Annotated in this window: 23 protein-coding genes; 14 read left to right on the plus strand and 9 right to left on the minus strand. The window is 66.0% G+C overall.

What is annotated here, in order from left to right; all coding sequences use genetic code 11:
• Window positions 1–117: 117 nt before the first annotated feature.
• The 6 genes from AWB66_RS12955 to AWB66_RS12980 all read left to right on the plus strand — a co-directional run bounded on the left by AWB66_RS12955 (window position 118) and on the right by AWB66_RS12980 (window position 4606).
• Entirely contained in the window at window positions 118–864 is a 747-nt protein-coding gene (locus tag AWB66_RS12955) for a FadR/GntR family transcriptional regulator (RefSeq protein ID WP_087630680.1), read from the plus strand.
• A gap of 268 nt (window positions 865–1132) precedes the next feature.
• Window positions 1133–1621, plus strand: a complete 489-nt coding sequence (locus AWB66_RS12960; RefSeq protein WP_125469719.1) for a CreA family protein — start codon at window positions 1133–1135, stop codon at window positions 1619–1621.
• Between the two features lie 82 nt (window positions 1622–1703).
• Entirely contained in the window at window positions 1704–2525 is an 822-nt protein-coding gene (locus tag AWB66_RS12965; RefSeq protein ID WP_087630681.1) for a helix-turn-helix transcriptional regulator, read from the plus strand.
• A gap of 171 nt (window positions 2526–2696) precedes the next feature.
• Window positions 2697–3365, plus strand: a complete 669-nt coding sequence (locus AWB66_RS12970; protein WP_087630730.1) for an AzlC family ABC transporter permease — start codon at window positions 2697–2699, stop codon at window positions 3363–3365.
• Window positions 3362–3712, plus strand: coding sequence for an AzlD domain-containing protein (locus AWB66_RS12975; RefSeq protein ID WP_087630682.1), 351 nt, complete (start codon window positions 3362–3364; stop codon window positions 3710–3712). The genes AWB66_RS12970 and AWB66_RS12975 overlap by 4 nt, the downstream gene beginning before the upstream one ends.
• A 129-nt stretch (window positions 3713–3841) precedes the next feature.
• Window positions 3842–4606 (plus strand): DUF4088 family protein, encoded by a 765-nt coding sequence (locus AWB66_RS12980; protein ID WP_087630683.1) that lies wholly within the window; start codon window positions 3842–3844, stop codon window positions 4604–4606.
• A gap of 18 nt (window positions 4607–4624) precedes the next feature.
• Here the strand turns inward: AWB66_RS12980 and AWB66_RS12985 are convergent, their stop codons facing one another.
• From AWB66_RS12985 to AWB66_RS12995, 3 genes are all read right to left on the minus strand, one after another.
• The gene (locus tag AWB66_RS12985; RefSeq protein WP_087630684.1) at window positions 4625–6793 is read right to left on the minus strand and encodes an ATP-dependent helicase; all 2169 of its coding nucleotides are present in this window, start codon (window positions 6791–6793) and stop codon (window positions 4625–4627) included.
• Between the two features lie 102 nt (window positions 6794–6895).
• Entirely contained in the window at window positions 6896–7150 is a 255-nt protein-coding gene (locus tag AWB66_RS12990; protein ID WP_087630685.1) for a hypothetical protein, read from the minus strand.
• Between the two features lie 79 nt (window positions 7151–7229).
• The gene (locus AWB66_RS12995; RefSeq protein WP_087630686.1) at window positions 7230–7637 is read right to left on the minus strand and encodes a hypothetical protein; all 408 of its coding nucleotides are present in this window, start codon (window positions 7635–7637) and stop codon (window positions 7230–7232) included.
• A 307-nt stretch (window positions 7638–7944) separates the two neighbouring features.
• Here AWB66_RS12995 and AWB66_RS13000 point away from each other — a divergent pair, with 307 nt between their 5' ends.
• From AWB66_RS13000 to fumC, 4 genes are all read left to right on the plus strand, one after another.
• On the plus strand, window positions 7945–8166 hold the full coding sequence (locus AWB66_RS13000; RefSeq protein ID WP_087630687.1) for an RNA-binding S4 domain-containing protein: 222 nt from the start codon (window positions 7945–7947) through the stop codon (window positions 8164–8166).
• A gap of 222 nt (window positions 8167–8388) precedes the next feature.
• The gene (locus AWB66_RS13005; protein WP_087630688.1) at window positions 8389–9819 is read left to right on the plus strand and encodes an MATE family efflux transporter; all 1431 of its coding nucleotides are present in this window, start codon (window positions 8389–8391) and stop codon (window positions 9817–9819) included.
• A 477-nt stretch (window positions 9820–10296) separates the two neighbouring features.
• Window positions 10297–11862: a phospholipase D family protein gene (locus tag AWB66_RS13010; protein ID WP_087630731.1), complete on the plus strand. Its 1566-nt coding sequence runs from the start codon at window positions 10297–10299 to the stop codon at window positions 11860–11862.
• Window positions 11863–11877: 15 nt separating this feature from the next.
• Complete coding sequence (fumC, locus tag AWB66_RS13015) at window positions 11878–13284, plus strand: class II fumarate hydratase (RefSeq protein WP_087630689.1); 1407 nt, start codon at window positions 11878–11880, stop codon at window positions 13282–13284.
• Window positions 13285–13348: 64 nt separating this feature from the next.
• Here the strand turns inward: fumC and AWB66_RS13020 are convergent, their stop codons facing one another.
• The 3 genes from AWB66_RS13020 to AWB66_RS34025 form a co-directional block, all read right to left on the minus strand.
• Entirely contained in the window at window positions 13349–14896 is a 1548-nt protein-coding gene (locus tag AWB66_RS13020; RefSeq protein ID WP_159462905.1) for a class I SAM-dependent methyltransferase, read from the minus strand.
• A gap of 180 nt (window positions 14897–15076) precedes the next feature.
• Window positions 15077–15610 (minus strand): acyl-CoA thioesterase, encoded by a 534-nt coding sequence (locus AWB66_RS13025; protein ID WP_087630691.1) that lies wholly within the window; start codon window positions 15608–15610, stop codon window positions 15077–15079.
• Between the two features lie 110 nt (window positions 15611–15720).
• The gene (locus AWB66_RS34025) at window positions 15721–15873 is read right to left on the minus strand and encodes a hypothetical protein (RefSeq protein ID WP_200818980.1); all 153 of its coding nucleotides are present in this window, start codon (window positions 15871–15873) and stop codon (window positions 15721–15723) included.
• A gap of 150 nt (window positions 15874–16023) precedes the next feature.
• Between AWB66_RS34025 and AWB66_RS13035 the strand changes: the two genes are divergently transcribed.
• Window positions 16024–16770, plus strand: coding sequence for an ArsR/SmtB family transcription factor (locus AWB66_RS13035; RefSeq protein WP_087630693.1), 747 nt, complete (start codon window positions 16024–16026; stop codon window positions 16768–16770).
• 178 nt (window positions 16771–16948) lie between these two features.
• Entirely contained in the window at window positions 16949–19441 is a 2493-nt protein-coding gene (locus AWB66_RS13040; RefSeq protein WP_200818981.1) for a DUF6600 domain-containing protein, read from the plus strand.
• 78 nt (window positions 19442–19519) lie between these two features.
• Here AWB66_RS13040 and AWB66_RS13045 read toward each other — a convergent pair whose 3' ends face one another.
• Both AWB66_RS13045 and AWB66_RS13050 read right to left on the minus strand, forming a co-directional pair.
• Window positions 19520–20491, minus strand: a complete 972-nt coding sequence (locus AWB66_RS13045) for a thymidylate synthase (RefSeq protein WP_087630694.1) — start codon at window positions 20489–20491, stop codon at window positions 19520–19522.
• A 148-nt stretch (window positions 20492–20639) separates the two neighbouring features.
• Window positions 20640–22028: a sigma-54 dependent transcriptional regulator gene (locus AWB66_RS13050; protein ID WP_087630695.1), complete on the minus strand. Its 1389-nt coding sequence runs from the start codon at window positions 22026–22028 to the stop codon at window positions 20640–20642.
• A 507-nt stretch (window positions 22029–22535) separates the two neighbouring features.
• Between AWB66_RS13050 and AWB66_RS13055 the strand changes: the two genes are divergently transcribed.
• Both AWB66_RS13055 and AWB66_RS13060 read left to right on the plus strand, forming a co-directional pair.
• Entirely contained in the window at window positions 22536–22871 is a 336-nt protein-coding gene (locus AWB66_RS13055) for a hypothetical protein (RefSeq protein WP_087630696.1), read from the plus strand.
• A gap of 139 nt (window positions 22872–23010) precedes the next feature.
• The gene (locus tag AWB66_RS13060; protein WP_087630697.1) at window positions 23011–23508 is read left to right on the plus strand and encodes a dihydrofolate reductase; all 498 of its coding nucleotides are present in this window, start codon (window positions 23011–23013) and stop codon (window positions 23506–23508) included.
• Between the two features lie 75 nt (window positions 23509–23583).
• Here AWB66_RS13060 and pmbA read toward each other — a convergent pair whose 3' ends face one another.
• Window positions 23584–24954: a metalloprotease PmbA gene (gene pmbA, locus AWB66_RS13065; protein ID WP_087630698.1), complete on the minus strand. Its 1371-nt coding sequence runs from the start codon at window positions 24952–24954 to the stop codon at window positions 23584–23586.
• Between the last annotated feature and the right edge of the window lie 201 nt (window positions 24955–25155).

Below are 25155 nucleotides of genomic sequence, written 5' to 3' on the forward strand. Positions count from 1 at the left end.
TGCGGGGCGCTGGCGCCAGCTTTGGTCAGCTTGGTCTGACCACGACTTTAAAGTTTGCGATCTTTCGTGTCAAACTAGGGAAATCCGCCAGCCTCAAGAAATCGAAAGCGACGACCGATGACCTTCCAGCCCGTTCATTCCTATTCGCGCGTGCGTTTGTCCGATGTCGTCTCGGGACAAATCCGCGCGCTGATTTCGAGCGGCACGCTGCTGCCCGGCCAGCGACTGCCCGCCGAACGCGATCTCGCCGAGCAGTTGAACGTGTCGCGGCCGTCGCTGCGCGAGGCGTTGATCCGGCTCGAATCGGACGGGTTCATTCGCGCCGTCGCGCGCGGCGGGTTCATCGTGTCGGACGTGACGGCGCCGCTCGTGTCCGATCCGCTCGCGGCGCTCCTCGAACAGCATCCGAACGCGAGCGCCGACGTGCTCGAACTGCGGCACGGGCTCGAAACGCTTTCGACCGCCTATGCCGCCGAGCGCGCGACCGACGCGGACTTGCAGCGCATCGCCGCGGCCTTCGACGCGTTGCAGTCCGCGTCCGCCGAACCGAAGCGCACGCGCATCGCGGAAAAGGACGCGGCGTTTCACCTGGCGATTGCCGACGCGACACACAACGTCGCGCTCGCGCACGTGATGCACGGGCTGCACGAGCTGATCCGCGAATCGATGCTGACTTCGCACCGTCTCGTCGATTACGACGACGAGGTTGAAGCCAGGCTCCTCGCGCAGCATCGCGCGATCTTCGATGCGATCGTCGCGCGCGATCCGCAGCGCGCCCGCGAAGCGGCCGGCGCGCATCTCGATTACGTGCAGACGCTTTATCGCGACCGGCCGCCGAGGCAGGCGCGCGCCGGTTCCGTCTGAGCATAGCAACGCATAGGACAGCGCCTACACGCGTTTCGGACATCCCCGGATTTTTCTCAATCGACGCGCAGACGATACTGAAACCGTCCAATCAGAAAACGAACGGAGGAACCCCAAATGCCTTATCTGCTCGGCTGGCTACTCGGCGTACCGGTGATCGTGCTCGTCATCCTGTATTTGATTTTTCATTGATTGCGCGGCAAGACGCGCGTCATCGCGAAAGGCGTCGTTACAATACGACGCCTTTTCTTTTTTCCGAAGGAATCCGATGAAACGCGCCCGTCATCAAGCTCGCTCAGCCGGCGTGCTCGCCGCCCTCGCCATCGGCTGCCTGCCGTTCGCGCAGGCCGAAGAAATCGCGAGCGTCAACACCAACTTCCGCTTCACGGGCTCGGATCGCGTGAGCGTCGAAGCCTATGACGACCCGCTCGTCACCGGCGTGACGTGTTACGTGTCGAGGGCGCGCACGGGCGGCGTGAAAGGCACGCTCGGCATCGCCGAAGATCCGACGGAAGCGTCGATCGCCTGCCGCCAGGTCGCGCCGATCAAGATCGTCGAGCCGCTCAAGCAGAAGGCGGATGTGTTCTCGGACCGCATGTCGTTCATCTTCAAGACACTGCACGTCGTGCGGATCGTCGATGCGAAGCGCAATACGCTCGTCTATCTGACCTACAGCGACCGCATCGCGACCGGCAGCGCGAAAAACAGCGTGACGGCCGTGCCAGTCCCCGCCGGCACGGCGATTCCGGTCAAATGAGCGCGCCGGCGCTGTCCGGCAGCCGCTGAAAAGCGCGTGGCGTGTAAGATCGTCGGCTCGACCCTGAAAAGCCCTGCCCGTCATGACCGTCAACCGATTCAGCGATTCCGCGCGCTACTGGCGCTCGCCGCTCGCGCCCGGCGCGGACATGCTGACCGCCGAGTACCACGACCACGCGTTCACGCCGCACTGGCACGACGCGTACACGGTGCCCGTGATCGAGGCGGGCGCCGAATGCTACGACTATCGCGGCTCGCACTATGTCGCCGAGGCCGGTTCGGTGCCGGTCATCAATCCGGGCGAGCTGCACACGGGCGCGCGGGCGGTCGATGCGGGCTGGCGGTATCGCGTGTTCTATCTGCCGGTGGAATTCGTGCAGTCGATCGCGAGCGAAGTCTCCGGCCGCGCGGAGCCCTTGCCGTGGTTTCCCGCCGACATCATCCGCGACGGCGATCTCGCGCGCCGTCTCGTACTCGCGCACCGCGCGCTCGAAACGAACGCCGATCCGCTTCACGCCGAGACCGCGCTCCTCGATGCACTCTCGACGCTCCTCGCGCGGCACGCGGGCGAGCGCCCGGCGCTTGCCCGCATGGGCAGCGACGCGGTGCGCGTCGAAGCGATGAAGGCGCGCCTGACCGACGACCTCACCGCACCGGTCACGCTGGCGGAACTCGCGCAGAGCGTCGGCTTGTCGACGTTTCATGCGGCACGGCTCTTCACGCGCGAGACCGGCCTCGCGCCGCACGCCTGGCGCAACCAGATGCGGCTTACGCGCTCGCTCGGCGCGTTGCGCGCGGGCGTCCCGGTGACGGAAGTCGCGGCGGCGAGCGGTTTCACCGATCAAAGCCATTTCACGCGGCATTTCAAGCGCGCGTTCGGCGTGCCGCCGGGGCGCTGGCGATAGAAGCGCGCGACGCAACCGCAACGCCCTTCCTTTGACGAACCGCAAGAACGTACAAGCGCGCCTGTGTCCGCTGCCTTATCCTCGCTGCCACAGGAGGACATCTTGAAAGCACCACCCGGCAACAGCACGACCCTCGGCGAACTCGCCGCGGGCGCCCGCGACACCATCCCGATGATGGTCGGCGCCGCGCCTTTCGGCGTCATTTTCGGCACGCTCGTGACCGCGAGCCCGCTCAGTCTGTGGCACGGTCAACTGATGTCGCTCGCGGTCTTCGCGGGCTCGGCGCAGTTCATCGCGGTCGGACTGATCGCGGGACATGCGAGTTTCGCCGTCATCTGGGCGACGACGCTCATCGTCAACCTGCGCCACATCCTCTACTCCGCGACGCTTGCGCCCTATGTCGCGCACCTGCCGGCGCGCTGGCGCTGGACGCTCGGCGCGCTGATGACCGACGAGGTGTTCGCGGTCGCCTACGCGCACTATCAAAAGCGCCCGCCCGGCGAGACCGGTCCGCATTACTTCTTCGGCTCCGGCCTCGCGATGTACCTGAACTGGCAGTTGTGGACGCTCGTCGGCCTCGTCTTCGGCGCCGCGTTTCCCGGCCTGCAGTCGCTTGGCCTCGATTTCGCGATGGTCGCCACGTTCATCGCGATCATCGTGCCGCAACTCGTCGCGCTGCGGTTCGTGGCGGCGTCGCTGGCGGCCGGTGTGCTGTCGTTCGCGTGGCAGGGCTGGCCGTACAAGCTCGGCCTGCTCGCGGCGGTGGTCGTGGGCGTCGCGGTGGGGATGCTGCTGACGATGCTCGAAGGACGCCTTCATCCGCAGGAGCGCACGCAATGACGTCGATCGCGCAAACCTCATCGGCGAGCTATGTCGTGCTGATTCTCGGCATGGCGCTCGTGACTTACCTGATCCGTGCGGCCGTCTTCGTGCTCGGCGAGAAGCTCGCGTTTCCGCCCGTCGTGCGCACGGCGCTCTCGTTCGTGCCCGTCACGGTGCTGACCGCGATCATCGTGCCGATGACCGTCTCGCCGCACGGCAACGGCGCCGAACTGAGCTGGCGCAATTCGCAACTGGTCGCGGCGGTGGTCGCGATCGGCGTGTGCGTCGCGACGCGGCGGCCGTTGCTGACGATCGCCGTGTCGCTCGCGGTGTTTTTCTTCTGGCAACTCGTCGTGGTCGCCTGACAGCCGATTCTAAAATCCTCAAGTTCCCGGCCAGCGCGCCGTAATAAGAGACGAATGGCCTTCGCCCTCGTGGCCGGCCGACTGTACTCCCGCCATCAGCATCTCTGACGCGCGGAACCGGGAACCATCATGCGTCAAATCACCCTTTCGTTTCGCGACGAGACCGTCGCTTCGCTGCATCGCGACTTCGAATCGTTCGTTCGTCTTTCGCTCAAGATCGATCCGCACTTCTTCACGCCGACGTTCGAGGACTTCCTGCGCGCGAAACTCCTCGACAATCCGACGCCGCTCACCGAGCAGGCCGTGCAGCACATGCTGCAAAACGGCCAGTACGCGTGGGCGAAGCGCACGCTCGACAAGGAGTTTCCGGAGGTCGTCGAGATTCTGATCCAGCAGGCGGCCGAGCATGGTTTCAGTTTCGCGATCCGCTCGGACTGGACGGCCGAGGATCTCATCATGGCGTCGCGCGCGTGGGCGATGGCGATCGTCACGGAGGCCAAGGGCGACGCGTCGCAGGTCGACGCGCTCGCGTCGCAGATCAAGTCGGCGGCGATGGACGTCCGCGAAGTCGAGGAAAAGATGCAGACGCCGGCCTGGCGTCTCGCGGATTCGCTGCGTCAGCGCGTGTACGACACGAAGATCGCGGTGGAGCACAGCGTGGGGTCGAGCGCGCGGGAAAAGTTGGGCGAATTGCGGTGCCTGCTGCGGCTCGGGATCTCCTACGGGTCGATCCAGAAGCACGAAGCGCAGCAGGTGCTGGAATACCTGCGGTCGATGCGACCGGAACTGTTTATCGAAGAGCCTTACGACGGGTTCACGCGCTTTGCCAACTGGCTGCGCAGCGTCTTCGCGCCGACGGAGAGGGTGCCGAGGGCGTCGCGGGCGCAGCGCTGAACGGCGCCGAGGAGCGCCCTACTCCCACATCCCCTTCAGCCGCGCCGCGATATCGATTTTCGCCTTCGCGGCGGCGGCAAGCCCGGCCGCCGTCGGCGGCGCCGCGACCGGCACGGGCGGCCACGCCGCCGCTTCGAACCGGTCCATCAGTTGCGCGGGAATGAAGCGCGTTCTCGACGCCCACACGTGCCGGTCGCCCATGTGCGTCTGGTTGTGCACGTAGAACCGCTGCGGCGTGACGATGTGCAAATCCTCCTTCGCCCGCGTCATCGCGACGTAGAGCAGCCGCCGCTCTTCGTCGATTTCCTCGTCGCTGCCGGTGCCGAGATCCGACGGAATGCAGCCGTCCACGCCATTGAGCACGAACACGTTGCGCCACTCCTGCCCTTTCGCCGAGTGGATGGTCGAGAGGATCAGATAGTCCTCGTCGAGCATCGGCACGCCGGATTCGTCGCTCGTCGCGTCGGGCGGATCGAGCGTCAGTTCGGTGAGAAAGCGCTCGCGCGTCGGATAAGTCGACGCGATGCTCTCCATTTGCAGCACGTCGCCGTGACGGATCGCGGCGTCCTCGTGATTGCGCTCCAGATGCGGCTCGTACCAGCGGCGGATCATCTCGAATTCGGCCGGCCAGCCGGTTTCGCGCCCGCAGACTTTCGCCATCAGCGCGACGAATTGCGGCCAGTCTTCGCTCGCCCGAGCCGGCGCCGCGAACGACGCCAGCGCGTTCGCCGTCGCGCCGCCCGACACCTGATCGAGCACGCGTCCAGCGATCGCCGGCCCGATGCCCGGCAGCAGTTGCACGACCCGAAACCCCGCGACGCGATCGCGCGGATTCTCGGCCCAGCGCAGCACCGCGAGCACGTCCTTGACGTGGACGGAGTCGAGAAACTTCAGCCCGCCGAATTTCACGAACGGAATGTTGCGCCGCGTCAGTTCGATCTCCAGCGCCGCGCTGTGATGCGCCGCGCGAAACAGCACGGCCTGCGATTTCAGCGTCATGCCGCCCTCGTGCGCCTCCAGCACCTTCTCGACGACATAGCGCGCCTGATCGGCCTCGTCCGCCACCGACACGACGCGCGGCTTCTGCGCACACGCCTTGTCGGTCCAGAGGTTCTTCGTGTAGCGCTCGGACGCGAGCCCGATCACCGCATTCGACGCTTCGAGAATCGGCTGCGTCGAGCGGTAGTTGCGCTCGAGCGTCACAGCGCGCGCGGGTGGATCGAAGTGATTCGGGAAGTCGAGAATGTTGCGCACGGTCGCGCCGCGAAACGAATAGATCGACTGCGCATCGTCGCCGACGACGGTCAGGCCGCGCCCGTCCGGTTTCATCGAAAGGAGGATGGACGCCTGCAGCTTGTTCGTGTCCTGGTACTCATCGACGAGGACGTGATCGAAGCGGCTCGACAGATCGGCGGCGATGGAAGGCTCGGCGGCGAGATGCGACCAGTAGAGCAGGAGGTCGTCGTAATCGAGCACGCTTTGCGACTGCTTGGCGTTCACGTAGGCGGCGAAAAGCCGGCGCAGGTCCGGCTCCCACTCGCGGCACCACGGGAACGCCTGATCGAGCACGGTCGCGAGCGGCGCGCCTGTGTTCACGACGCGCGAGTAAATGGCGAAACACGTCGATTTCGCGGGAAAGCGCTTTTCCTTCGACGACAGACCGAGTTCATGCCTCACGAGGTTCATGAGATCGGCGGAATCTTCGCGGTCGTTGATGGTAAACGACGGCGACAGGCCGACGAGATCCGCGTAATCGCGCAGGAGCCGCGCGCCGACGCCGTGAAACGTGCCCGACCAGGTGAGACCCTGCGCGATCGCGCTTTTCGCGCCCAGCGCGCCGATCGCGATGCGCGTCACGCGGCGCGTCATTTCGAGCGCGGCGCGGCGCGAAAACGTCAGGAGCAGGATGCGATGTGGATCGGCGCCCTTGACGAGCAGATGCGCGACGCGATGCGCGAGCGTATTGGTCTTGCCCGAACCCGCGCCCGCGATCACGAGCAGCGGGCCGCCCGGCGAGCCGGACGCATCGGTGCCGAATTCGACGGCCTCGCGCTGCGCCTCGTTGAGCTTCGCGAGGTAGGTGGCGACCTGACTGGCGACGTCGGTATCGGAAGCGGCGGGAATCTCGTCGGTTATCAGCACGGGCGATGGTTTGAGCGGGCAAAGTGACGCACACTGTATATCCATACAACCCGCGCGCGCAAGTGCCTGTCGCGCCGCGCTTTTGGCCCCAAAAAAGAAGAAGCCCCGCATGCGGGGCTTCTTCGCTACGATCTTAAAAAACGACGGCTATTGCGCCTTCTTCGCGTTCTTCAGGTTCGCATCGGCGGCGGCTTCGTGCGCCTCCGACTGGGATTCGGTCTTCTTCTTGTCGGCCTTCGCCTGCGCGACGGCGGCATCCTTGTCGGCTTCGGCCTGCTTTTTGGCGGCCTTCTTGTCGGCGTGGGTCGCCGGGGCGTCGGGGGTCGTCTGCGCGAACGAGGCCGCGGCCGTCGTCGCCAGGACGCCCGCGATAAGCGCTGCTGCGAGTTTGTGCGTGGTCATGAGGTGCTCCTGGTGTTGTTATCGATGCGGCCGCCCGCGCTCTCGGCGCGCGGCGGCCTGTCCTGCCTGGCCGTCCGGCTTAGTGCTGGAGGCCGCTGTCCTTCGGCGTCGACGGTTCGGCCGCGTTCAGTTCATCCTTCGCGGTTTGCTTGTCGGCCTTCTGGTTGATCTTGGCGTTGCGCACTTCTTCCTTGTATTGCGCCTTCGCTTCCTTGTTCGTCGCCTTCAGTTCTGCCTTGGAGGCCTTCTTCGACGCGCGATATTCCGCGTTCGCCTTGGCAGTGGCATCGCGCTTCTGGACGAGCGGGTCGGTCGACGCCGGGGCGACCACGTTCTGCGGCGGCGGCGTCACGCCGGGCGCGCCCTGCATTTGCGCGGACATCTGGGAACCGTTCGCCGGCGCGGGTTGCGCGGTCTGCGCGAACGCAGAAGTCGAAGCGATTGCAGCGAGAGCCGAGCCGATCAGCAACGTTTGAATCTTATTCATGAGTCTTTCCTCTCTTGTTGGTGTCCCGGACGAAGCGATGAAACCCAGTGAAGCGCCGCCTGCCCGAATTCTTCGATTGATGAACAGCGACCGAAAACGCATCGATCACACGGTCAGACCCCGGGTCCGTTCAGCGAGTTCGCGCAAATCAGTCATTGTTACCGACCGTTTCACTTGGCTACATTTGCACACTTACCCGATAACGACCGTTTTCCGCCCGCGCTGTCGAAACAGCACGGGCTGTGCCTGCGTGGTTTATCATGGGCGCCCTTCCCACATTCCAGAGCGCACGCCGCGCGCCGTCACCATGCCGCCACTCGAATTCACACTGACGGGCGAGTTCATCGAACTGCACAATTTGCTCAAGCTGATGGGACTCGCGGACAGCGGCGGCTCGGCGAAGGCGCGCGTCGCGATGGGCGACGTGAAGGTCGATGGCAAGGTCGAGTTGCGCAAGACGGCGAAGATCCGCGCGGGACAAAAAGTGTCGCTCGACGGATCGACGATCAAGGTGCTCAAGGCCGTCTGACGCTCAGGCGCGTATCCGGGCGCCGCGTCGTCATCGACATGCCACAGGTCAGGCAATAAGCTAGGCGTCTTTCGTCCAGATTTCGAATGCACGGACGAGCGGGCGGTCAGCGGCTCCGGTCAGGAACCGCCGACCGCCCGCTGGCGTTTTCCGTCCAGTTTCCGTTTTCGTTTCCGGCCGCGTCGGCACCCGAGCGCGGCGGTCTCTTCTCACCGATCCGACATGCAACCCGGCTTCACACGCGCGGCGAGCCCGCCGCCCAGCTTTTCCCGTCACGCCGTCGATACCGCGCGGCTTGCCGCGCCGCTCGCGATCGCGCAGCTTTCGCAGATGGCGATGGGCGTCACCGACACGATCCTGCTCGGCTCGCTCGGCCCCGACGCGCTCGCGGCCGGCGGCCTCGGCGCCAATCTCTTCTTCGTCGTGGTCACGCTGCTGCAGGGCGTGCTGACGTCGGTGAGCGTCTCGGTGGCGCACGCGCGCGGCGCGAATGCCGACGACCGCGTGCCGCACATCTACTGGACGGGCTTCGTGCTGTCGCTGCTGCTCGCGATTCCCGCGTTCGTGCTCTTGAGCTACGCCGAGCCGCTGCTGCTCGCGTTCAACGAGCCCGCGACGCTCGCGAGGAACGTCGGCGAATACTGCGCGGTGCTGCGCTGGGGCACGCCCGGCAGCCTGATCGGCGTCGGCATGATGCGCGCGTTCCTGCCGGCGATCGGCGCGGCGCGGCGGCTCTTGTGGGTGTCGATCGGCGGCATTTTCGTCAACGGTTTTCTCAACTACGGGCTGATCCACGGTGCCTACGGCCTGCCGAAATACGGGTTCCTCGGCTCGGCGGCGGCGACCTCGATCACCGTCTGGGCGATCGCGTTCGCGCTCGTCGCTTTCTTGCACCTGCGCCCGCGCTACCGGCACTTCGTCGCCCGCGCGCGCGTGCGCCTGCCGCTGATGGGCGAACTGTTCGGCATCGGCTGGCCGGTCGCGATCACCTACGGCGTCGAATCGACGCTCTTTCTCGCCACCGGCATGATGGTGGGCCTGCTCGGCGAAGCGCCGCTCGCCGCGCACCAGATCGCGCTGAACGTGGCGTCGGTGGCGTTCATGGTGCCGCTCGCGATCGGCCAGGCGGCCAACGTGCGCGTCGGCTACTGGATCGGCGCGGGCGTGCCGGTGGCGGCGCGCCACGCGGGCTTCGTCGCGATCGCACTGGGCGTCGGCTTCATGATGCTGTCGGGGATCGTGCTGATCGTGGCGCCGCATGCGATCGTCGGCCTTTACCTGAATCTCGACGATCCCGCCAACGCGCACACTGTCGCGCTCGCGACGTCGCTGCTCGGCGTCGCGGCCGTGTTCCAGATCGTCGACGGCATGCAGACGGTCGGCTCGGGCTGCCTGCGTGGCCTGAAGGACACGCGCGTGCCGATGCTCGCCGCCGCGTTCGGCTACTGGGGCATCGGCTTTCCGACCGGTTACGTGCTCGCGTTCCACTTCGGGGCGGGCACCAAGGGACTCTGGTGGGGTCTCGCCGCCGGTCTCGCGAGCGTCGCCGCGCTGATGACGCTGCGTTTTCACCGGATGAGCCGGCGCATCGTCGAACGCGGGGTCGTGGAAAGCGCCGCGCGCGAGACGGCGAGCGCGCGCCGCAACGCATGAGCATCGAACGCCAAGCGCCATAAGCAAAGCACGCATCGTTGGTTGGAGCGGCCGGGACCGGCGGTTAGGATGAAATCGTCTCCTCCTTGAGGGACTCCAGTGACAGGGGTATTGAGCCCGCCGCGACGGCGGGCTTTTTTTCGTCTGTGCTGTGGCGCGCACGCCGCCGGTCAAGCGCATCGGCAACTCCCCGCATCAGCAACTCCCCTATTGCTTGCCCGCGTTCCATTTCCCCTAGAATGTTTCAGAGATGGCGTCCCGCGCGCACGTTCCTTGCTAACCTCGCGAAGACAACGCGCCGCGCATCGTCGCCATGCTGTGCCGCAGACCAAAAAAAGAGGAAAGCACGTGTCGGAATGCAGGGGAACGTCAGTCGCAGCACCCGTCATACACGCGGCATCGCGTGACATCCAGGAAAGAGCCAACAGGCGCCGAAGCCGGTCGCGAAGAATCGCCTCGGCCGCCGTGGCCGCGCTCATGCTCGCGGGCTGCGCCGCGCGTCCGCCCGCCACCGCGTTCGACCGCTACGTCACCCGCGCGCTCTCCCCGACCATCCCGACGCCGCTCCAGACCGCGCTCGCGCCGCTCGAAGCGGCGCATCCGGATCAGTCGGCGGTGCGCCTTTTGCCGAGCGGCACCGACGCGCTGCAAGCGCGCATCGCACTCGCGCGCGCGGCGACGAAGACGCTCGACATGCAGTACTACATCGCCAACGAGGATGAAACCGGCAAGCTGCTGCTCGGGGCGGCGCTCTATGCGGCGGATCGCGGCGTGCGGGTGCGGATGCTGGTCGACGACCTGAACTTCAAGGACATCGACCAGATCATGGCGGCGCTCAATTCGCACGAGAACATCGAGATCCGCGTGTTCAACCCGTTCGGCAGCGCGCAGCAGAGCTTCGCCGAGCGCACGCAGAACCTCTTGACGCAGATCGGCCATTTCACGCGCCGGATGCACAACAAGTCGATGATCGCGGACAACCAGATCGCGATCGTCGGCGGCCGCAATCTCGGCGACGAATACTTCAGCGCGAGCCCGACGCTGCAATTTCGCGATCTCGACGTGTTCACGGCAGGCCCGGTCGCGCACAAGATTTCATCGAGCTTCGACGACTACTGGAACAGTTCGCTCGCCTATCCGCTGCGCGTGCTGAACAAGCAGAAGTTCGATCCCGCCGATCTCGACAAGACCCGCGACGACCTGCGCCACCACTGGCGCACGAACGCCGAGCCGCTCAACGCGAAGCCGCTGAACGCGACGCCGCTAGCCCAGCAGATCGCGCGCGGCGAAATGGGCCTCGTCTGGGCGCCGACCGAATTCGAGGCCGATTCGCCGTCGAAGATCGAACATCCGAGCGACGACTACAAAAGCCCGCCGATGGAGCGTCTCGCCGAGCTCGTCAAGCAGGCGCAGCGCGAATTTTTGATCCTGTCGCCGTATTTCGTGCCGCACGAAGTCGGCGTGAAGGCGCTCTCGGCGCTCACGCAGCGCGGCGTGCGCGTCGCGGTGCTGACCAATTCGCTCGCCGCTACCGACGCCGTCGCGGTGCAGGCGGGCTACGCGCCGTACCGCGTGCCGCTCCTGAAAAACGGCGTCGATCTGTACGAATTCAAGCCGATGCAGGCCGAAGGAGAAGACCGTCCGAACGCGAGTCTGTTCGGTTCTCAATCGCGCGCGAGCCTGCATGCGAAGGCGTATGTCATCGATCGGAGTATTCTCGTGATCGGCTCGATGAATCTCGATCCGCGCTCGGCGCTGCTGAACACCGAACTCGCACTCGTGATCCACAGCCAGCCGGTCGCCGACGAAGCCGCGCAGTTGTTCCAGCGCAGCATCCGGCCGGAGTCGAGCTATCGTGTCGAACTGGCGTCGCCGGACACGCTTGCGCGGCTCGCTTCGACCGGCTCGCCGCTTTCGCCGCTCGTCTGGACGACCGTCGAGCGCGAGGGCGCCGTGACCTACAACTTCGATCCGCAAGCGGGCTTCTACCGTAACGCGATGACGGGTCTTTTCACGTTGCTGCCCGTCGACGGGCAGCTTTGAAGGAGCTTTCAAGCCATGACCGAGCAAGCGAAGGGCGATGTGCGGCTGGAAAAGGACACCTTCGGCGAAATCGCCGTGCCGAATCACAAGTTGTGGGGCGCGCAGACGCAGCGTTCGCTGCAGAACTTCAAGATTTCGTCCGAGAAGCAGTCGCCGGAACTGATCACCGCGCTCGCCATCGTCAAGCGCGCCGCCGCCGAGGTGAATCTCGAACTGAAAGTGCTCGACGAGAAGAAGGCGCGCGCGATCATTCAGGCCGCCGACGAGATCATCGATGGAAAGCATCCGGACGAATTCCCGCTCGCCGTCTGGCAGACGGGCTCGGGCACGCAGACCAACATGAATCTGAACGAAGTGATCGCCAATCGCGCGAGCGAGTTGATGGGCGGCCAGCGCGGCGAAGAGCGCCTCGTGCATCCGAACGACGACGTGAATCGCGGACAGTCGTCGAACGATGTTTTCCCGACCGCGATGCACGTCGCCGCGGCCTACGCGATCGTCAAGCATCTGGTGCCGTCGCTCAAGGTCCTGCGCGAGACGCTCGACGAGAAAGCGAAGGCGTTCGATCACATCGTGAAGATCGGCCGCACGCACTTGCAGGACGCAACGCCGCTCACGCTCGGGCAGGAGTTTTCGGGCTACGTCGCGCAGCTCGACCAGGGCGTGCGCCATGTCGAGGCAACGCTGCCGCATCTCTACCAGCTCGCGCAGGGCGGCACGGCGGTCGGCACGGGCCTGAACGCGCATCCGGCGTTCGCGGCGAAAGTGGCGCAGGCAATCGGCAAGCTGACCGGCCTGCCCTTCGAGACCGCGCCGAACAAGTTCGAAGTGATGGCCGCCGCCGACGCGCTCGTCGCCGCGCACGGCGCACTCAAGACCGTCGCGGCCAGCCTGATGAAGATCGCGAACGACATCCGCTGGCTCGCGAGCGGTCCGCGCTGCGGTCTCGGCGAACTGTCGATTCCGGAGAACGAGCCGGGCAGTTCGATCATGCCGGGCAAGGTCAACCCGACGCAGTCCGAAGCCGTCACGATGCTCTGCTGCCAGGTGTTCGGCAACGACGTCGCGGTGAACTTCGGCGGCGCGAGCGGCAATTTCGAGCTAAATGTGTTCCGGCCGATGATCGCGCACAACATGTTGCAGTCGGTGCGCCTGCTCGCCGACGGCGCGCAGAGCTTCAACGACAACTGCGCGGTCGGCATCGAGCCGAACGAAAAGCGCATCGAAAGCCTGCTGAACGAATCGCTGATGCTCGTGACGGCGCTCAATCCGCATATCGGCTATGACAAGGCCGCGCAGATCGCGAAGAAGGCGCACAAGGAAGGCACGACGCTGAAGGCGTCCGCGCTTGCGCTCGGATATGTGACCGAAGCGCAGTTCGACGAATGGGTGAAGCCGGAGGAGATGGTCGGGAAGCGCTGACCAGACGTTGAAACAAACGCGGCGGCTAGAAAGCCGCCGCGCTTTGCGGTGTTACTGCGTTCGATCAGGCGTCGCTGGCGGGCCAGAGATCGTTTTGATCGCACAGGGCGACGAGTGCCGGACCGGACGTGTTGAAAATGTTGCGGATCGCGGCCGGCATTTCTTCACGCGTGGTCGCGCGCGAGCCGACGTTCAGGTGCAGGCCGCTATTGGTGAGCGAGCGCTCGGCGCGTGCGACGAGTTCGTCGATATCGCTCGTGAGCGCCGCTTTCGGATCGCGTTTCATGCGCAACGGCGCGATCAGCAACTGGTCGAGCAAGCCGACCGGCACGCCGCCCGCGAATTTCGGCGACGCAAGCGCATCCCACTTTTCGCCGCGTTCCGCGCGATCCAGCAGCACGGTGTTCAGGCGATCGGCGGCGGCGCGCGGTGCGACGTCGCCATAACGGATCGACGTCTCCCCCGCCGCGAGCGAAAAGCGCACGAGCTGCATGATCGAGTCGATGCCGAATCCGGCGAGTCCGGGCGCGTCGAAGAGTTCGTCGAGCGTCGTTTCGGGCTTGCTGCGCAGCAGGTCGAAGAGCGGCCGGTGAGCATCCTCGCTGCGATTGACGCTCGCGTGCTCGAGCGTCACCGCCGGCTGGTATTCCGCCTTCGGATTCGCCCACAGATGCACGCGCTTCGCGTGCTCGCGCAGACGCACGTCGTTGAGCGGCGCACGGCCGCGCACGAAGACGTCGGAACGGAACGACCGGTTGCAGAAATAATCGCGGACTTCTTCCGCGAACATCGGGTCCTTGATCGAATTGATCACGTCCGACTGTTCGTTCGTGAGCCACGACACCGGCGACATCTGCACGTAACGCGCGCTGCCTGCGTACACGAGCTTGGCGTTGGCGAGTTCGTTCGCCATGTCGGTGAAGTGAAACGGCGTCCATTGTTCGTGCATGTACTCGTGCACGAGATAGCGCTGGTCGGCGGCATCGAACGACTTCACGCGTGCGGCCGCGTCGGGATTGCGCTGGAAGTGGAGCGCGTTCGTGTCGAGCAGTTGCCGTGCGAATGCCGCCGCGCCCGCGAAGTGTTCGCCCCGGTTGCCGGCATGCAGCGTCAGCAGGCGTTGCAGCGGCTGGACCTGCGCGCACGCGGCCATCGCGTTGTAGCTGATCTGCACGACGCCGCCCGGCTTCAGATAGCGCGCGAGAAAGCGCACGATCTGCGCGCGCGTTTCGTTCGACACCCACGAAACGATGCCGTGCAGCGTCACGAAATCGAACATCGGCAGGTCGACCTGGCCGTCGGCCAGTTCGCCGAAGCTGTTTTCGAGCAGCGTGAGATTGGGCAACTGCGCGTCGTCGCGAATGGACGATGCCGCGATCACGTGCAGCGGGTTGAAGTCGCACGCGTAGAAGTCGCCTTGCGGATGCGTCGCCGCCAGGATCAGCGACGTCAGGCCCTGTCCGAAGCCGAGTTCGCAGTAGGTGAACTTGCCCTCGGCGGGCGGGGCGACGCGCTGCATCACGAGCGCGGCCTTGAGCCACGTCGGGCTCTGTTCCTGGTAGTAGCCGGTCGTGTATTCGACCGAATTGTTGTAACCCGCAGCCCAGCTCATGCTTGCTCCCTTCATCGATGTTCAAGTGTCGGCGTCGCGCGGCGCGTCAGACGCGCTGGCGCGAGTGCGCTGCACTATGCCCGTCGAGGACGGGTCGATGAATGAGATGCTTCTGATTTGTTACGTGAAACGAGCCGATCGGCGCAAGTTTTCTGCGCATTGCCGGCAATTATCGAGCGATCAGACCTTGCCGGCCGCCACTTCCTCTGGCTTCAGTTCGACGATCGCATCGAGCGCGTCCTTCACGTCCATCGCGTATTTGGCGAGGCGCTTCTGCTCCTCGGTGACCGGAACGAAAGCGGGCACGGGCGCCGGCCGCCCTGCTTCGTCGACGGCGACGAACACGACGAGGCAATCGGTCGTCTGCTGGAGTTCGCCGCCCTTCGGATCGCCCGCGTGAACGGAGATGTGCAGGTGCATGCTGGTGCGGCCCGTCGCGACGACGCGTGCGCGCAGTTCCACCAGATTGCCGACGAGAATCGGCCGCCTAAAGCGGATGTTGCCGACGCTCACCGTCACGCAATAGCGGCCGGACCACATCGCGGCGCAGGCGTAACCGGTTTCGTCGATCCATTTCATCAGCGCGCCGCCGTGGACCTTGCCGCCGAAATTCACGGAAGTCGGCTCGGCGAGAAAGCGGAAGGTGGTTTCGGAGCGCTCGGGCGCGGGGGTATCGGTTTGAAGCGACGCGGGCGACGGGGTCGGCGTGGTCATGGCGGCTCGCGGTGCGGGAGGTTCCCGCGACAGGGATGGGGTAAGAACGAGTATAGGGGCGGCAAAAAGCCCCGGGGCCGCGCCTGCCCGAACGACAGCGTGCGAGCGCCTTACTTGCGGATCGTCACGCCTTCGTCGATCGTGCCGTACATCGTGATGCCGCTCGATCCGCCCGACGACGACGACGACGATCCCGCCATCCCCGAGCACCCGGCGCACAGCAGCAAGGCGGCGACGAGCGCCGCGACAGCAACCTTGGACATGATATTTCCTTGCAACGGCATGAATACGCGAATCGTCATTCTAGCCCCGCGCCTCGGGCGCACGCGCATCGACGTTTCAGCCGCGCGTGAAACATCGGATGCCGGCAGCGTTTAAAGTGGACGCATCTTGTATCGGGAGCAGGAGACGCCATGACACTCGCCCACGACGACCCCGACGCCCGCGCGCGCCATTTTCCGGGCCTCTCGCGCATCGGGGCGCTGCTCGCCGATCCGGGGCGCGCCGCGATGCTCTGGTCGCTGATGGACGGCACCGCGCGGCCGGCCGGCGAACTGACGATGATCGCGGGACTGTCGCCCTCGGCGGCGAGCGCGCATCTCGCGCGGCTGACCGAGGGCGGACTGCTCGCGCTCGAAGTGAGCGGCCGCCACCGCTACTACCGGATCGCGACGCCCGACATCGCCGCGGCCATCGAAGCGCTCGCGAACCTCGCGCAGGCGAGCGCCCCGCAGCGCTCGGCGCCCGAGCGGCCGCCGTCCGCCGTGCCGCTCGACATGCGCTACGCCCGCACCTGCTACGACCATCTGGCGGGCGAACTGGCGGTGCAGCTCTTCGACCGGATGCTCGCGCGGCGCTGGCTCGCCGCCGCCAGCCGCGCGGACAACGGGCCGACCACCCTCGAACCGACGCCCGAGGGCGCCAGCGAATTCGCGCGTCTCGGAATCGACATCACCGCACAACGCGCGCGGCGACGGCGCTTCGCCTGCACCTGCATCGACTGGAGCGAGCGGCGGCCGCATCTGGGCGGCGCGCTCGGCGCGGCATTTCTCGACCGTTGCGCCGCGCACGGCTGGCTCGAAGCCACGACGAAGCGCCGCGTGCTGCGCGTGACGCCGTCCGGGCGCGCGCATTTCGAGCGCTTTCTCGCCGACCGCTGACGAGCGCTGACGAGCGCTGACGAGCGCTGACGACCGTCCGCGCCTGCAAAGCTTTGTTACGCCGCGACGCCGCCGCTTACAAACGACAGCGCCCTGATACAGGCGCGGAAGGTACATTGGATCGACAGGCCGCGTCGGCCTTCACAACAACAACTCGACGCCGCCCCGGGAGATCCACATGCGCGTCCATCGTCTTACCCGAATCGCCACGGCCACACTCTGCGCCTGCTCGCTGCTGCTCGGACCGGCGGCCGTCTCGCTCGCGCAAACGGCGCAATCGACGCAATCGGCTCCCGATATCGCGGCCGCCCCCGCCGACGCCGATCCGCCCGGGCGCGTCGCGCGCCTGAACTACATGGCCGGCACCGTGACGAGCGAGCCGGCCGGCGGCGCAGACTGGAGCTACGCGCAGATCAACCGGCCGCTCACGACCGGCGACCAGCTCTGGAACGATGAGAACGCGCGCTCGGAGCTGCATATCGGCTCGACGGCGGTGCGGCTCGGGTCGTCGACGAGTCTCGACATTCTTTCGCTCGACGACGCCAACGCGCAACTCAAGGTCGCGCAGGGAACGCTCTCGACCCGCGTGCGCTCGGTGCCGCCGGGCAGCGCCTACGAAATCGATACGCCCAACGCGGCGCTCGGCATTACCTCGCCGGGGGACTATCGCGTCGACGTGGCGCCGGACGGCAGCCGCACGACCGTCACCGTGCGAAGCGGCAGCCTCACGGCATACGGCGACGGCGGCGCGGCGCCGATGCGCGCCGGCCAGCAGATCACCTTTGCCGGCACCGCGTTGCAGCAGGTCGCGGCGAGCGGCGTGCCGGCGGCCGACGGCTTCGACCAGTGGGCCGCCGACCGCGACGCGGCCGAGGACCGGTCGGTCTCGGCGCGCTATGTGTCGCGCGACGTCCCCGGCTATCAGGATCTCGATGCCAATGGCAACTGGCAGCACGATCCGTCGTACGGCGACGTGTGGGTGCCGAACGCGGTGCCGGCGGACTGGGCGCCGTATCGGCAGGGACACTGGGCATGGCAGGCGCCGTGGGGCTGGACCTGGATCGACGACGCGCCCTGGGGCTTCGCGCCTTACCACTATGGCCGCTGGGCCTACGCCGGATCGCGCTGGGCGTGGGTGCCGGGACCGCTCGTCGAGAGCGCGCCGCCCGCGTATGCGCCGGCGCTGGTCGCGTTCGTCGGCGATGGCGGCGGCGGCGTCGACTGGAACGTGAACCTCGCGATCGGCGGCGCGGCGGCGGCGGGCGTGGCGTGGTTTCCGCTCGGCCCGGGCGAGCCGTGGCGCGGACATCGCAACGGCTGGAGTCCGCGCTATGACGAGCGGGTGAACCGCAACGTGTACGTCGACCAGTCGGTGCACATCCGCAACGCCTACGTGAACTATCGCGCACCGGGCGCCGTGACCGCCGTGCCGGCGACGGCATTCGTCCACGGACGGCCCGCCGGACGCGAAGCCGTGCGCGTGGACCCGGAGCGCTGGCGCAATCCCCGCTTTACCGAAGGCGGCCCGGGTATCGCGCCGACGCGCGAGAGCTTCGGACCGGGTCTGCGACGCGCCGATTACCGGCCGCCGCAGGGCGCGTTCGGTCGCCCGGTCGTCGCGACCCGCGCCCCGCTTGCGCCCCCCTCGTTTCACGACACCTATGCGCGGCGACTGGCGGCCGGTCCGGGCGCGCGCGTCACGGGCGCGGGGAATCCGGCGGTACGTTTCGCGCCCGACGCCGATGGCGCGCGAACCTCAAGGGGCAACACGCGGGGCAATGCGCCGCCGATGCCGAACGGGCGCGAGAACATTCATCTCGTCGCGACGCACGGGCCGGCGCGTTCCCTGGAAGACGCGGCGATCGCGGCGCGCGGCGGTGCACGGCCGGTCAATCCGAGCGTCGCCGGGGCGCAGACGCCGCGCGGCGGCTCGCAGGCAGGCCATCCCCCCGGCGACGGACGCAACGGCGGCGTCCCGCGACCGCCTCAGACGGTGCAATGGGGCAACGGTCAGCCACCTTCCGATGCCAACCGACAACCGGGGCTCGTCCAGCACGGACCGCAATGGTCCGGTAACGACGGTCAGCAGCACGTCGGCCGAAATTCGCCTGCGATGCAGGCCGACCGCCAGCAGCAGCGCAACGCCTCGCCGCAAGAGCGTCCAGCCGGACAACCGCCTCGCCAGAATGGCGCGTTCGCGGCAAATGGCCCGCAGCAACGGGACGCAGCTGCGGTTCCGCATCCGCCGATGCAGCATGCCGATCAACGCATCCCGCCGCCGATGCCGCAGGCCGCGCCGATGCGCAACGACCAGCGGTCCGCGTCGGCGCAACCGCCGCAGATCTTCCGCGGCGCTCAGCAGCCGCAAGCGCAGCCACCGGCGCATCAACAGCAGGTGCAGAACCAGAACGCGCGCGAGCCGCGACAGGACTTCCGTCCGCCGCAGACCCAGCCGATGCCCCGCCCCGAGGTTCACGCGCCGCAGGCCCAGCAGATGCCCCGCCAGCAGGTCCACGCGCCGACACCGCAGCAGATGCCGCCGCCGCAACCGCAAGCCCGTCAGGAGCCGCGTGCGCAACCGCAGCAGCCCTCGCAGCAGCACCAGGCTCCGCCACATCAGGAGCAGCCGCACACGGCCGGCGGCAACGGCGACCCGCATCACCGGGGCTAAAGCGTCTCGCCCGGTCCGAAAAAAGCAAAACGCGCGGTCAGGGCCGCGCGTTTTGCTTGAGCATCAGGAGGCGCAAAACTACACCGCCATCGGCGCCTTGAGCGCCTCGTGATGCCGATATCCCTCCAGCGCGAAATCCGCCGGCTCGATTTTCTCCAGCCACTCCGGTTCATAACGGTTCGTCACGGCGTAGTCGGGCACGCGATCAGAGAGGACCAGTTGCGGACTGGCGAACGGCTCGCGCGTGAGTTGCTCGTTGAGCATGTCGAGCTGGTTCTCGTAGATGTGCGCGTCGCCGATGAAATACGTGAACCAGCGCGGCGCATAGCCCGTCAACCGTCCGACGAGATGCAAGAGCGCCGCGCCTTCGGTCAGGTTGAACGGCGTGCCGAGGCCGACGTCGTTACTGCGGATATACAGGCACAGCGAGATTTCCCGCTTCGCCGCGTTCGGAATGAACTGATACAGCAGATGGCACGCGGGCAGCGCAATCTCGTCGAGTTTCGCCGGGTTCCATGCATGAAACAGAATGCGCCGGTCGGTCGGGTTCTCGACGATCGTATCGAGGCATTGCCGCAACTGGTCGATCGCCTTGTAGAGCAGCACCTTCTCGCGCCCGCCTTCGACGAAGCTCGTCACGACCTGATAGCCGCGATGGGTGGCATCGGCGATCTGGTCGCCTGCGTTGGCATCGATCACCTTGTAGGCCGGCCACTGGCGCCATTGCACGCCGTACACGTCGCCGAGATCGTCGGGGCCCTCGCGATACGGGTTCGCGAGCCACTGCGGATTTTCGTTCGCGTTGGCGTCCCACACCTTGCAGCCGAGCGCGCGAAACTCCGCCGCGCTCCTCGACGCCCGCAGGAAACCGATCATCTCGCCGATCGCCGACTTGAATGCGAGTTTCTTCGTGGTGACGGCCGGGAAGCCCTGCTGCAAATCAAAGCGCAGCATGGCGCCGGGCATGCCGATGGTGCGGATTCCCGTGCGGTTTTCCTGCCATGTGCCGGTGTCGAGGATCGTGCGGACGAGCTCGAGATACTGTTTCATGCGATTTCCTTCGACGCGCCTACACGGCTCGCTCTATATGGGCAGAAAGACGTGATTTTACCAAGCGCGGCAAGGCAATGCCGGACCGGAGCCGAGAGAAAATGAAGCGAAACTGGCAGGCGCGCGAACGGCGCCCGCCGATGATTGTTCAACCGCGCGTCGCGTGTTCCGTGGGCGCGTCGACTTCGATGTGACGCATACCGTGCGCGCTCAACAGACGATACAGCGTCACGCGCGAGATCCCGAGTTCGTGGGCGGCGTCGCCGAGGCGTCCACGATGACGCAAAAGCGCCAGTTCGATCGCCTGCCGCTCGGCCGCTTCGCGTGCCTGCGCAAGCGACACCGGCGCCACTTCGACGTATTCGCCCAGTTCGAGATCGCGCGCGGTGATCTGCCGCCCTTCCGACATCACGATCGCACGCCGCACGCGGTTGATCAGTTCGCGGACGTTGCCCGGCCAGCCGTAGTTGTGGATCGCCGCGATCGCGCACGGCGAGAAGCCGCGCAGACGCCGGCTCGCGTCCTTCTTGAAGCGGTCGAGCATGTGCTTCGCGAGCAACTCGATGTCCTTGCCGCGCGCGCGCAGCGGCGGCTCGTCGATCTGCAACACGCACAGACGGTGATACAGGTCGGCGCGAAAGCGCCCTTCGATCATCGCCGTCTGCATGTCGACGTGGGTCGCCGAAATGATGCGCACGTCCACAGGCGTCGAGCCGTGGCCGCCGAGACGTTCCACCTTGCGCTCTTGCAAAAACCGCAGCAGGCTCGCCTGGCTTTCGAGCGGCAGGTCGCCGATTTCATCGAGGAACAGCGTGCCGCCATTGGCCGCTTCGACGCGCCCGATCTTGCGCTGGTTCGCGCCGGTGAACGCGCCGCGCTCGTAGCCGAAGAGTTCGGATTGCAGCAAATGCGCCGGAATCGCGCCGCAATTGATCGCGACGAACGGTTCGCTGCGCCGCGCCGAGCGCTCGTGAATCGCGACGGCGGTGAGTTCCTTGCCGGTGCCCGATTCGCCGGAGATGAAGACGGGCGCATCGGTCATCGCGACCTTGCGGATCGAACGGAAGAGCGCGAGCATCGCGTCGCACGAGCCCACCATTTCGCCCTCGGCGCGGCCCTCGCCGCCCGCCGCGCGCGCGTCGTTCGACGCCGAGTCGTGCAGCGACACCATGCCGTACGCGTGGCCGACCGCATCGACGATACGATCGTTCGACGTCGGCAACGTGACGTAATCGAAACAATAATCGCGGATGAGACGGCGCACGGCCGCGTCTTCGAGCTGGCCCGTGACAGTGGCCGCCACCCAGCCGACGTTCGTCAGCGTGAGCGACGCCTCGAACGCCGCGAGTTCGTGCGATTCGAACCGGCTCGACAAGTCGAGCAGGCCGCCTGTCGCCAGGTCAGTGCGCAGCGACTTGCGCGCATCCCGCGCGCTCGCCACGACTTCAATATGCCATCCGCGCTCCTCGAATCGCGCGCACAGCGCCTCGCTTGGATCGCGAGTGACATAGATGAGTTGCCGCCGAGCGACTTCCATTATTCAGATCCTTTCTTCAACGGTAGCTGAAAAGGTCGCGTAGTTCAGGCCCTCGGTACATCGATACACAGACGATTGCAGGGATACTCACTACCGTGCAATTCTTTCAAACACCGTGACCCCGAACTGCAGATATTACTGAGCGCGCTTTTCCTCCGTTACCTTTTGTCTGATTGTGTGCTTTTGAGAGACTACTATAACGCAGAACCTTCGAAAACAAATATCCATAAAAGCTCTCTGCACGCTATTCGGACCCTTATCGGACGGGCCTCCTGCGGCTTTGTCGCCTGTCTGCTGAAAGTTGTTTCACCGTAATTAACGAGAGAAAAATTTGTACACGTATTTACCCGATTTTCCGCTTTTTCGGCGTCCCGTTTCACGCGTGAAACGTTTTCGCCGATTTTTTATGCGGCTTTCTTCGCCAATCTGAGCACGCTCCATATCCGGCAAGGGATTGCACACGATGGCATAAATCTGGCTAAAAGGAGAATGTGACAGGAGTAAGAGATGCGTATTACGGCACGTACGTTCGCACAAATCACTTCGGATTCAGCGCTCGCATCAAATAATACGAGCGTCGCGCTTTCGGCCGTTTCGCTTGCAACGGCCGACGTCGTTGCCGAGGTTCCGAACGCTTCGTGCGCCGCGCCGGACGCCCCGATTTGCGCCGAAGCCGCGCCGGTCGCGCTCGTCGCGCAAAGCGGCATGTCCATCACGCTGTGGGACGAGATCACGTCGCCCACGCCCGTCGTTCCCGGCCAGGCTCAGACACCTTTGCCGCAGCCGGCTCCGGTGCCCGTCCCCGTCGACGCGGGCCGCGACGCGGGCACCGTCAGCGCCTGAGCGTTCCGCCGTCCCTCGGAGCCACGTCACACCGACCGTTTCGCGCAGTCGGTTAGAATTGGGCCCCCGCCGCGACCGCCGCCCGCTGTTTCGGCCTGCGAACTCCGGCGCAAGCCTGCTTAAACCCACTTCCGCTTACATGACGACGCTGACCCTGATCGTCGCCCGCGCGCGCAATGGCGTGATCGGACGCGACAACGACCTGCCCTGGCGCCTGCCCGAAGACCTCGCGTTCTTCAAGCGCACGACGATGGGCTCGCCCATCATCATGGGCCGCAAAACGCACGAATCGATCGGCCGGCCCTTGCCGGGGCGGCGCAATATCGTCGTCTCGCGCGACGCGGCGCGCCGCTTCGAAGGCTGCGACACCGTCGCGAGTCTCGACGACGCGCTCGCACTCGCGGTCGCCGACGACGCGCGCGAAGCGTTCGTGATCGGCGGCGCGCAGTTGTATCGCGAGGCGATCCGCCACGCCGGCAAGCTGATCGTCACCGAAATCGACGCCGACTTCGAAGGCAACACGAAGCTCGACGCGTTCGATCCGGACGAGTGGATCGAACAATCGCGCGAGCGGCATCGCGCCGCCGCGCCGAACGACTTCGACTACGCGTTCGTCGTGTATCGGCGCCGCGACTGAAACCGCGCGCCAAATGAAAAGCCCCGGATGACGTTGCGTCATCCGGGGCTTTTCATTACCCGCGGGAAAAAGCGCCTACTGCCCCGCGATCGTCATCTTCTCGATCAGCACCGAACCGATTTCCTTGGTCCCGCGCACGACGGTATCCGCGCCGATCGCCTCGATGTGGCGGAACATCTCCTGCAGCGTGCTCGCGACCGTGATTTCCTCGACCGGATACTGGATCTTGCCGTTCTCGACCCAGAAGCCCGACGCGCCGCGCGAATAATCGCCCGTCACGTAATTCACGCCCTGCCCCATCAGTTCGGTCAGCAAGAGGCCCGTGCCGAGCTTCTTCAGCATCGCTTCGAAATCGTCTTCCGGCTTCGTGAGCGAACTGCGCAGCGTCAGGTTGTGCGAGCCGCCCGCGTTGCCGGTCGTCTTCATGCCGAGCTTGCGCGCCGAATACGTCGACAGGAAATAGCCCTGCACGACGCCATCCTCGACAACGCTGCGGCGCTGCGTGCGCACGCCTTCTTCGTCGAACGGCGCGCTGCCCATGCCGCCGCGCACGTGCGGGTCTTCAACGACCTGGACGTGCGGCGCGAACACCGGCTTGCCGAGGCTGTCGACGAGGAACGTGGTCTTGCGATACAGCGCGCCGCCGCTCACCGCCTGCACGAACGCGCCGAGAATGCCGGCCGCGAGCGGCGCTTCGAACAGCACGCGGCACTTGCGCGTGTCGAGGCTGCGCGCGCCGATGCGCGACAGCGCGCGCTCGGCTGCGTATCGTCCGACGGCTTCCGGGTCGGCCAGATCGGCGGCGTCGCGCTTGGAGGTGTACCAGTCGTCGCGCTGCATGTTGCGGCCGCTGCCGGCGATCGGCGCGCACGAGATGTAGTGGCGCGAGTACGGATAACCGGCCAGGAAGCCGCGCGACGTCGCGAGCACGAACTGCGAATGCTGCGCCGAAATGCTCGCGCCTTCCGAATTCTTGATGCGCGGATCGACGGCGAACGCGGCATCTTCCGCGCGCCGGGCGACGTCGGCGGCTTCTTCGGCGTCGATGTGCCACGGGTGATAGAGATCGAGATCCTGCGGCGACTTTTCGAGCAGCTCTTCTTCCGCGAGGCCGGCGGCGCTGTCTTCAGCCGTGAAGCGCGCAATGTTGTACGCGGCCGCGACCGTGTCCTTCAGCGCCTGACGCGTGAAGTCGGCGGTGCTGGCATTGCCGCGCTTCTTGCCGATGAACACCGTCACGCCGACCATCTTGTCGCGGTTATGCTCGATCGTCTCGACTTCGCCGCGCCGCACGCTGACCGACAGGCCGTCGCCCTCGGAGATTTCGGTGGCCGCGTCGGTGGCACCGAGTTCCTTCGCGTGACGCAGGATATCGGACGCGATTTCCTTCAGCTCGTCCTGGGTATGCGGGAAAAAGCGTTGTTTGACGTCCATGTCTGCTGCCATTTTTCGTTGCCTTGAGGGTCGGGCCGAACTGAGGGCCCGCGTGTTCGTTGCATGGGTTCGCGCCTGCTGCTGCGCGCGATGCCCGGTCGCAGCGAGCGCTGCCGGCGCACCGCGTGCTTCGAGCGCATCACGCGATCATAGCAAGGTCGGCGCGCATTCACTCGTCAACGTCGAAGGACTTCGGGGCATGCTCGCGCGTGC

Source organism: Caballeronia telluris (genome assembly GCF_001544495.1).
In the GTDB taxonomy this organism is placed as follows: domain Bacteria; phylum Pseudomonadota; class Gammaproteobacteria; order Burkholderiales; family Burkholderiaceae; genus Caballeronia; species Caballeronia telluris.

Excerpts from the sequence above, each read along its gene's own strand:
- AWB66_RS12955 (WP_087630680.1), top strand. The coding sequence starts at position 118 with ATGACCTTCCAGCCCGTTCATTCCTATTCGCGCGTGCGTTTGTCCGAT.
- AWB66_RS12960 (WP_125469719.1), top strand. The coding sequence starts at position 1,133 with ATGAAACGCGCCCGTCATCAAGCTCGCTCAGCCGGCGTGCTCGCCGCC.
- AWB66_RS12965 (WP_087630681.1), top strand. The coding sequence starts at position 1,704 with ATGACCGTCAACCGATTCAGCGATTCCGCGCGCTACTGGCGCTCGCCG.
- AWB66_RS12970 (WP_087630730.1), top strand. The coding sequence starts at position 2,697 with ATGATGGTCGGCGCCGCGCCTTTCGGCGTCATTTTCGGCACGCTCGTG.
- AWB66_RS12975 (WP_087630682.1), top strand. The coding sequence starts at position 3,362 with ATGACGTCGATCGCGCAAACCTCATCGGCGAGCTATGTCGTGCTGATT.
- AWB66_RS12980 (WP_087630683.1), top strand. The coding sequence starts at position 3,842 with ATGCGTCAAATCACCCTTTCGTTTCGCGACGAGACCGTCGCTTCGCTG.
- AWB66_RS12985 (WP_087630684.1), bottom strand. The coding sequence starts at position 6,793 with ATGGATATACAGTGTGCGTCACTTTGCCCGCTCAAACCATCGCCCGTG.
- AWB66_RS12990 (WP_087630685.1), bottom strand. The coding sequence starts at position 7,150 with ATGACCACGCACAAACTCGCAGCAGCGCTTATCGCGGGCGTCCTGGCG.
- AWB66_RS12995 (WP_087630686.1), bottom strand. The coding sequence starts at position 7,637 with ATGAATAAGATTCAAACGTTGCTGATCGGCTCGGCTCTCGCTGCAATC.
- AWB66_RS13000 (WP_087630687.1), top strand. The coding sequence starts at position 7,945 with ATGCCGCCACTCGAATTCACACTGACGGGCGAGTTCATCGAACTGCAC.
- AWB66_RS13005 (WP_087630688.1), top strand. The coding sequence starts at position 8,389 with ATGCAACCCGGCTTCACACGCGCGGCGAGCCCGCCGCCCAGCTTTTCC.
- AWB66_RS13010 (WP_087630731.1), top strand. The coding sequence starts at position 10,297 with ATGCTCGCGGGCTGCGCCGCGCGTCCGCCCGCCACCGCGTTCGACCGC.
- fumC (WP_087630689.1), top strand. The coding sequence starts at position 11,878 with ATGACCGAGCAAGCGAAGGGCGATGTGCGGCTGGAAAAGGACACCTTC.
- AWB66_RS13020 (WP_159462905.1), bottom strand. The coding sequence starts at position 14,896 with ATGAGCTGGGCTGCGGGTTACAACAATTCGGTCGAATACACGACCGGC.
- AWB66_RS13025 (WP_087630691.1), bottom strand. The coding sequence starts at position 15,610 with ATGACCACGCCGACCCCGTCGCCCGCGTCGCTTCAAACCGATACCCCC.
- AWB66_RS34025 (WP_200818980.1), bottom strand. The coding sequence starts at position 15,873 with ATGTCCAAGGTTGCTGTCGCGGCGCTCGTCGCCGCCTTGCTGCTGTGC.
- AWB66_RS13035 (WP_087630693.1), top strand. The coding sequence starts at position 16,024 with ATGACACTCGCCCACGACGACCCCGACGCCCGCGCGCGCCATTTTCCG.
- AWB66_RS13040 (WP_200818981.1), top strand. The coding sequence starts at position 16,949 with ATGCGCGTCCATCGTCTTACCCGAATCGCCACGGCCACACTCTGCGCC.
- AWB66_RS13045 (WP_087630694.1), bottom strand. The coding sequence starts at position 20,491 with ATGAAACAGTATCTCGAGCTCGTCCGCACGATCCTCGACACCGGCACA.
- AWB66_RS13050 (WP_087630695.1), bottom strand. The coding sequence starts at position 22,028 with ATGGAAGTCGCTCGGCGGCAACTCATCTATGTCACTCGCGATCCAAGC.
- AWB66_RS13055 (WP_087630696.1), top strand. The coding sequence starts at position 22,536 with ATGCGTATTACGGCACGTACGTTCGCACAAATCACTTCGGATTCAGCG.
- AWB66_RS13060 (WP_087630697.1), top strand. The coding sequence starts at position 23,011 with ATGACGACGCTGACCCTGATCGTCGCCCGCGCGCGCAATGGCGTGATC.
- pmbA (WP_087630698.1), bottom strand. The coding sequence starts at position 24,954 with ATGGCAGCAGACATGGACGTCAAACAACGCTTTTTCCCGCATACCCAG.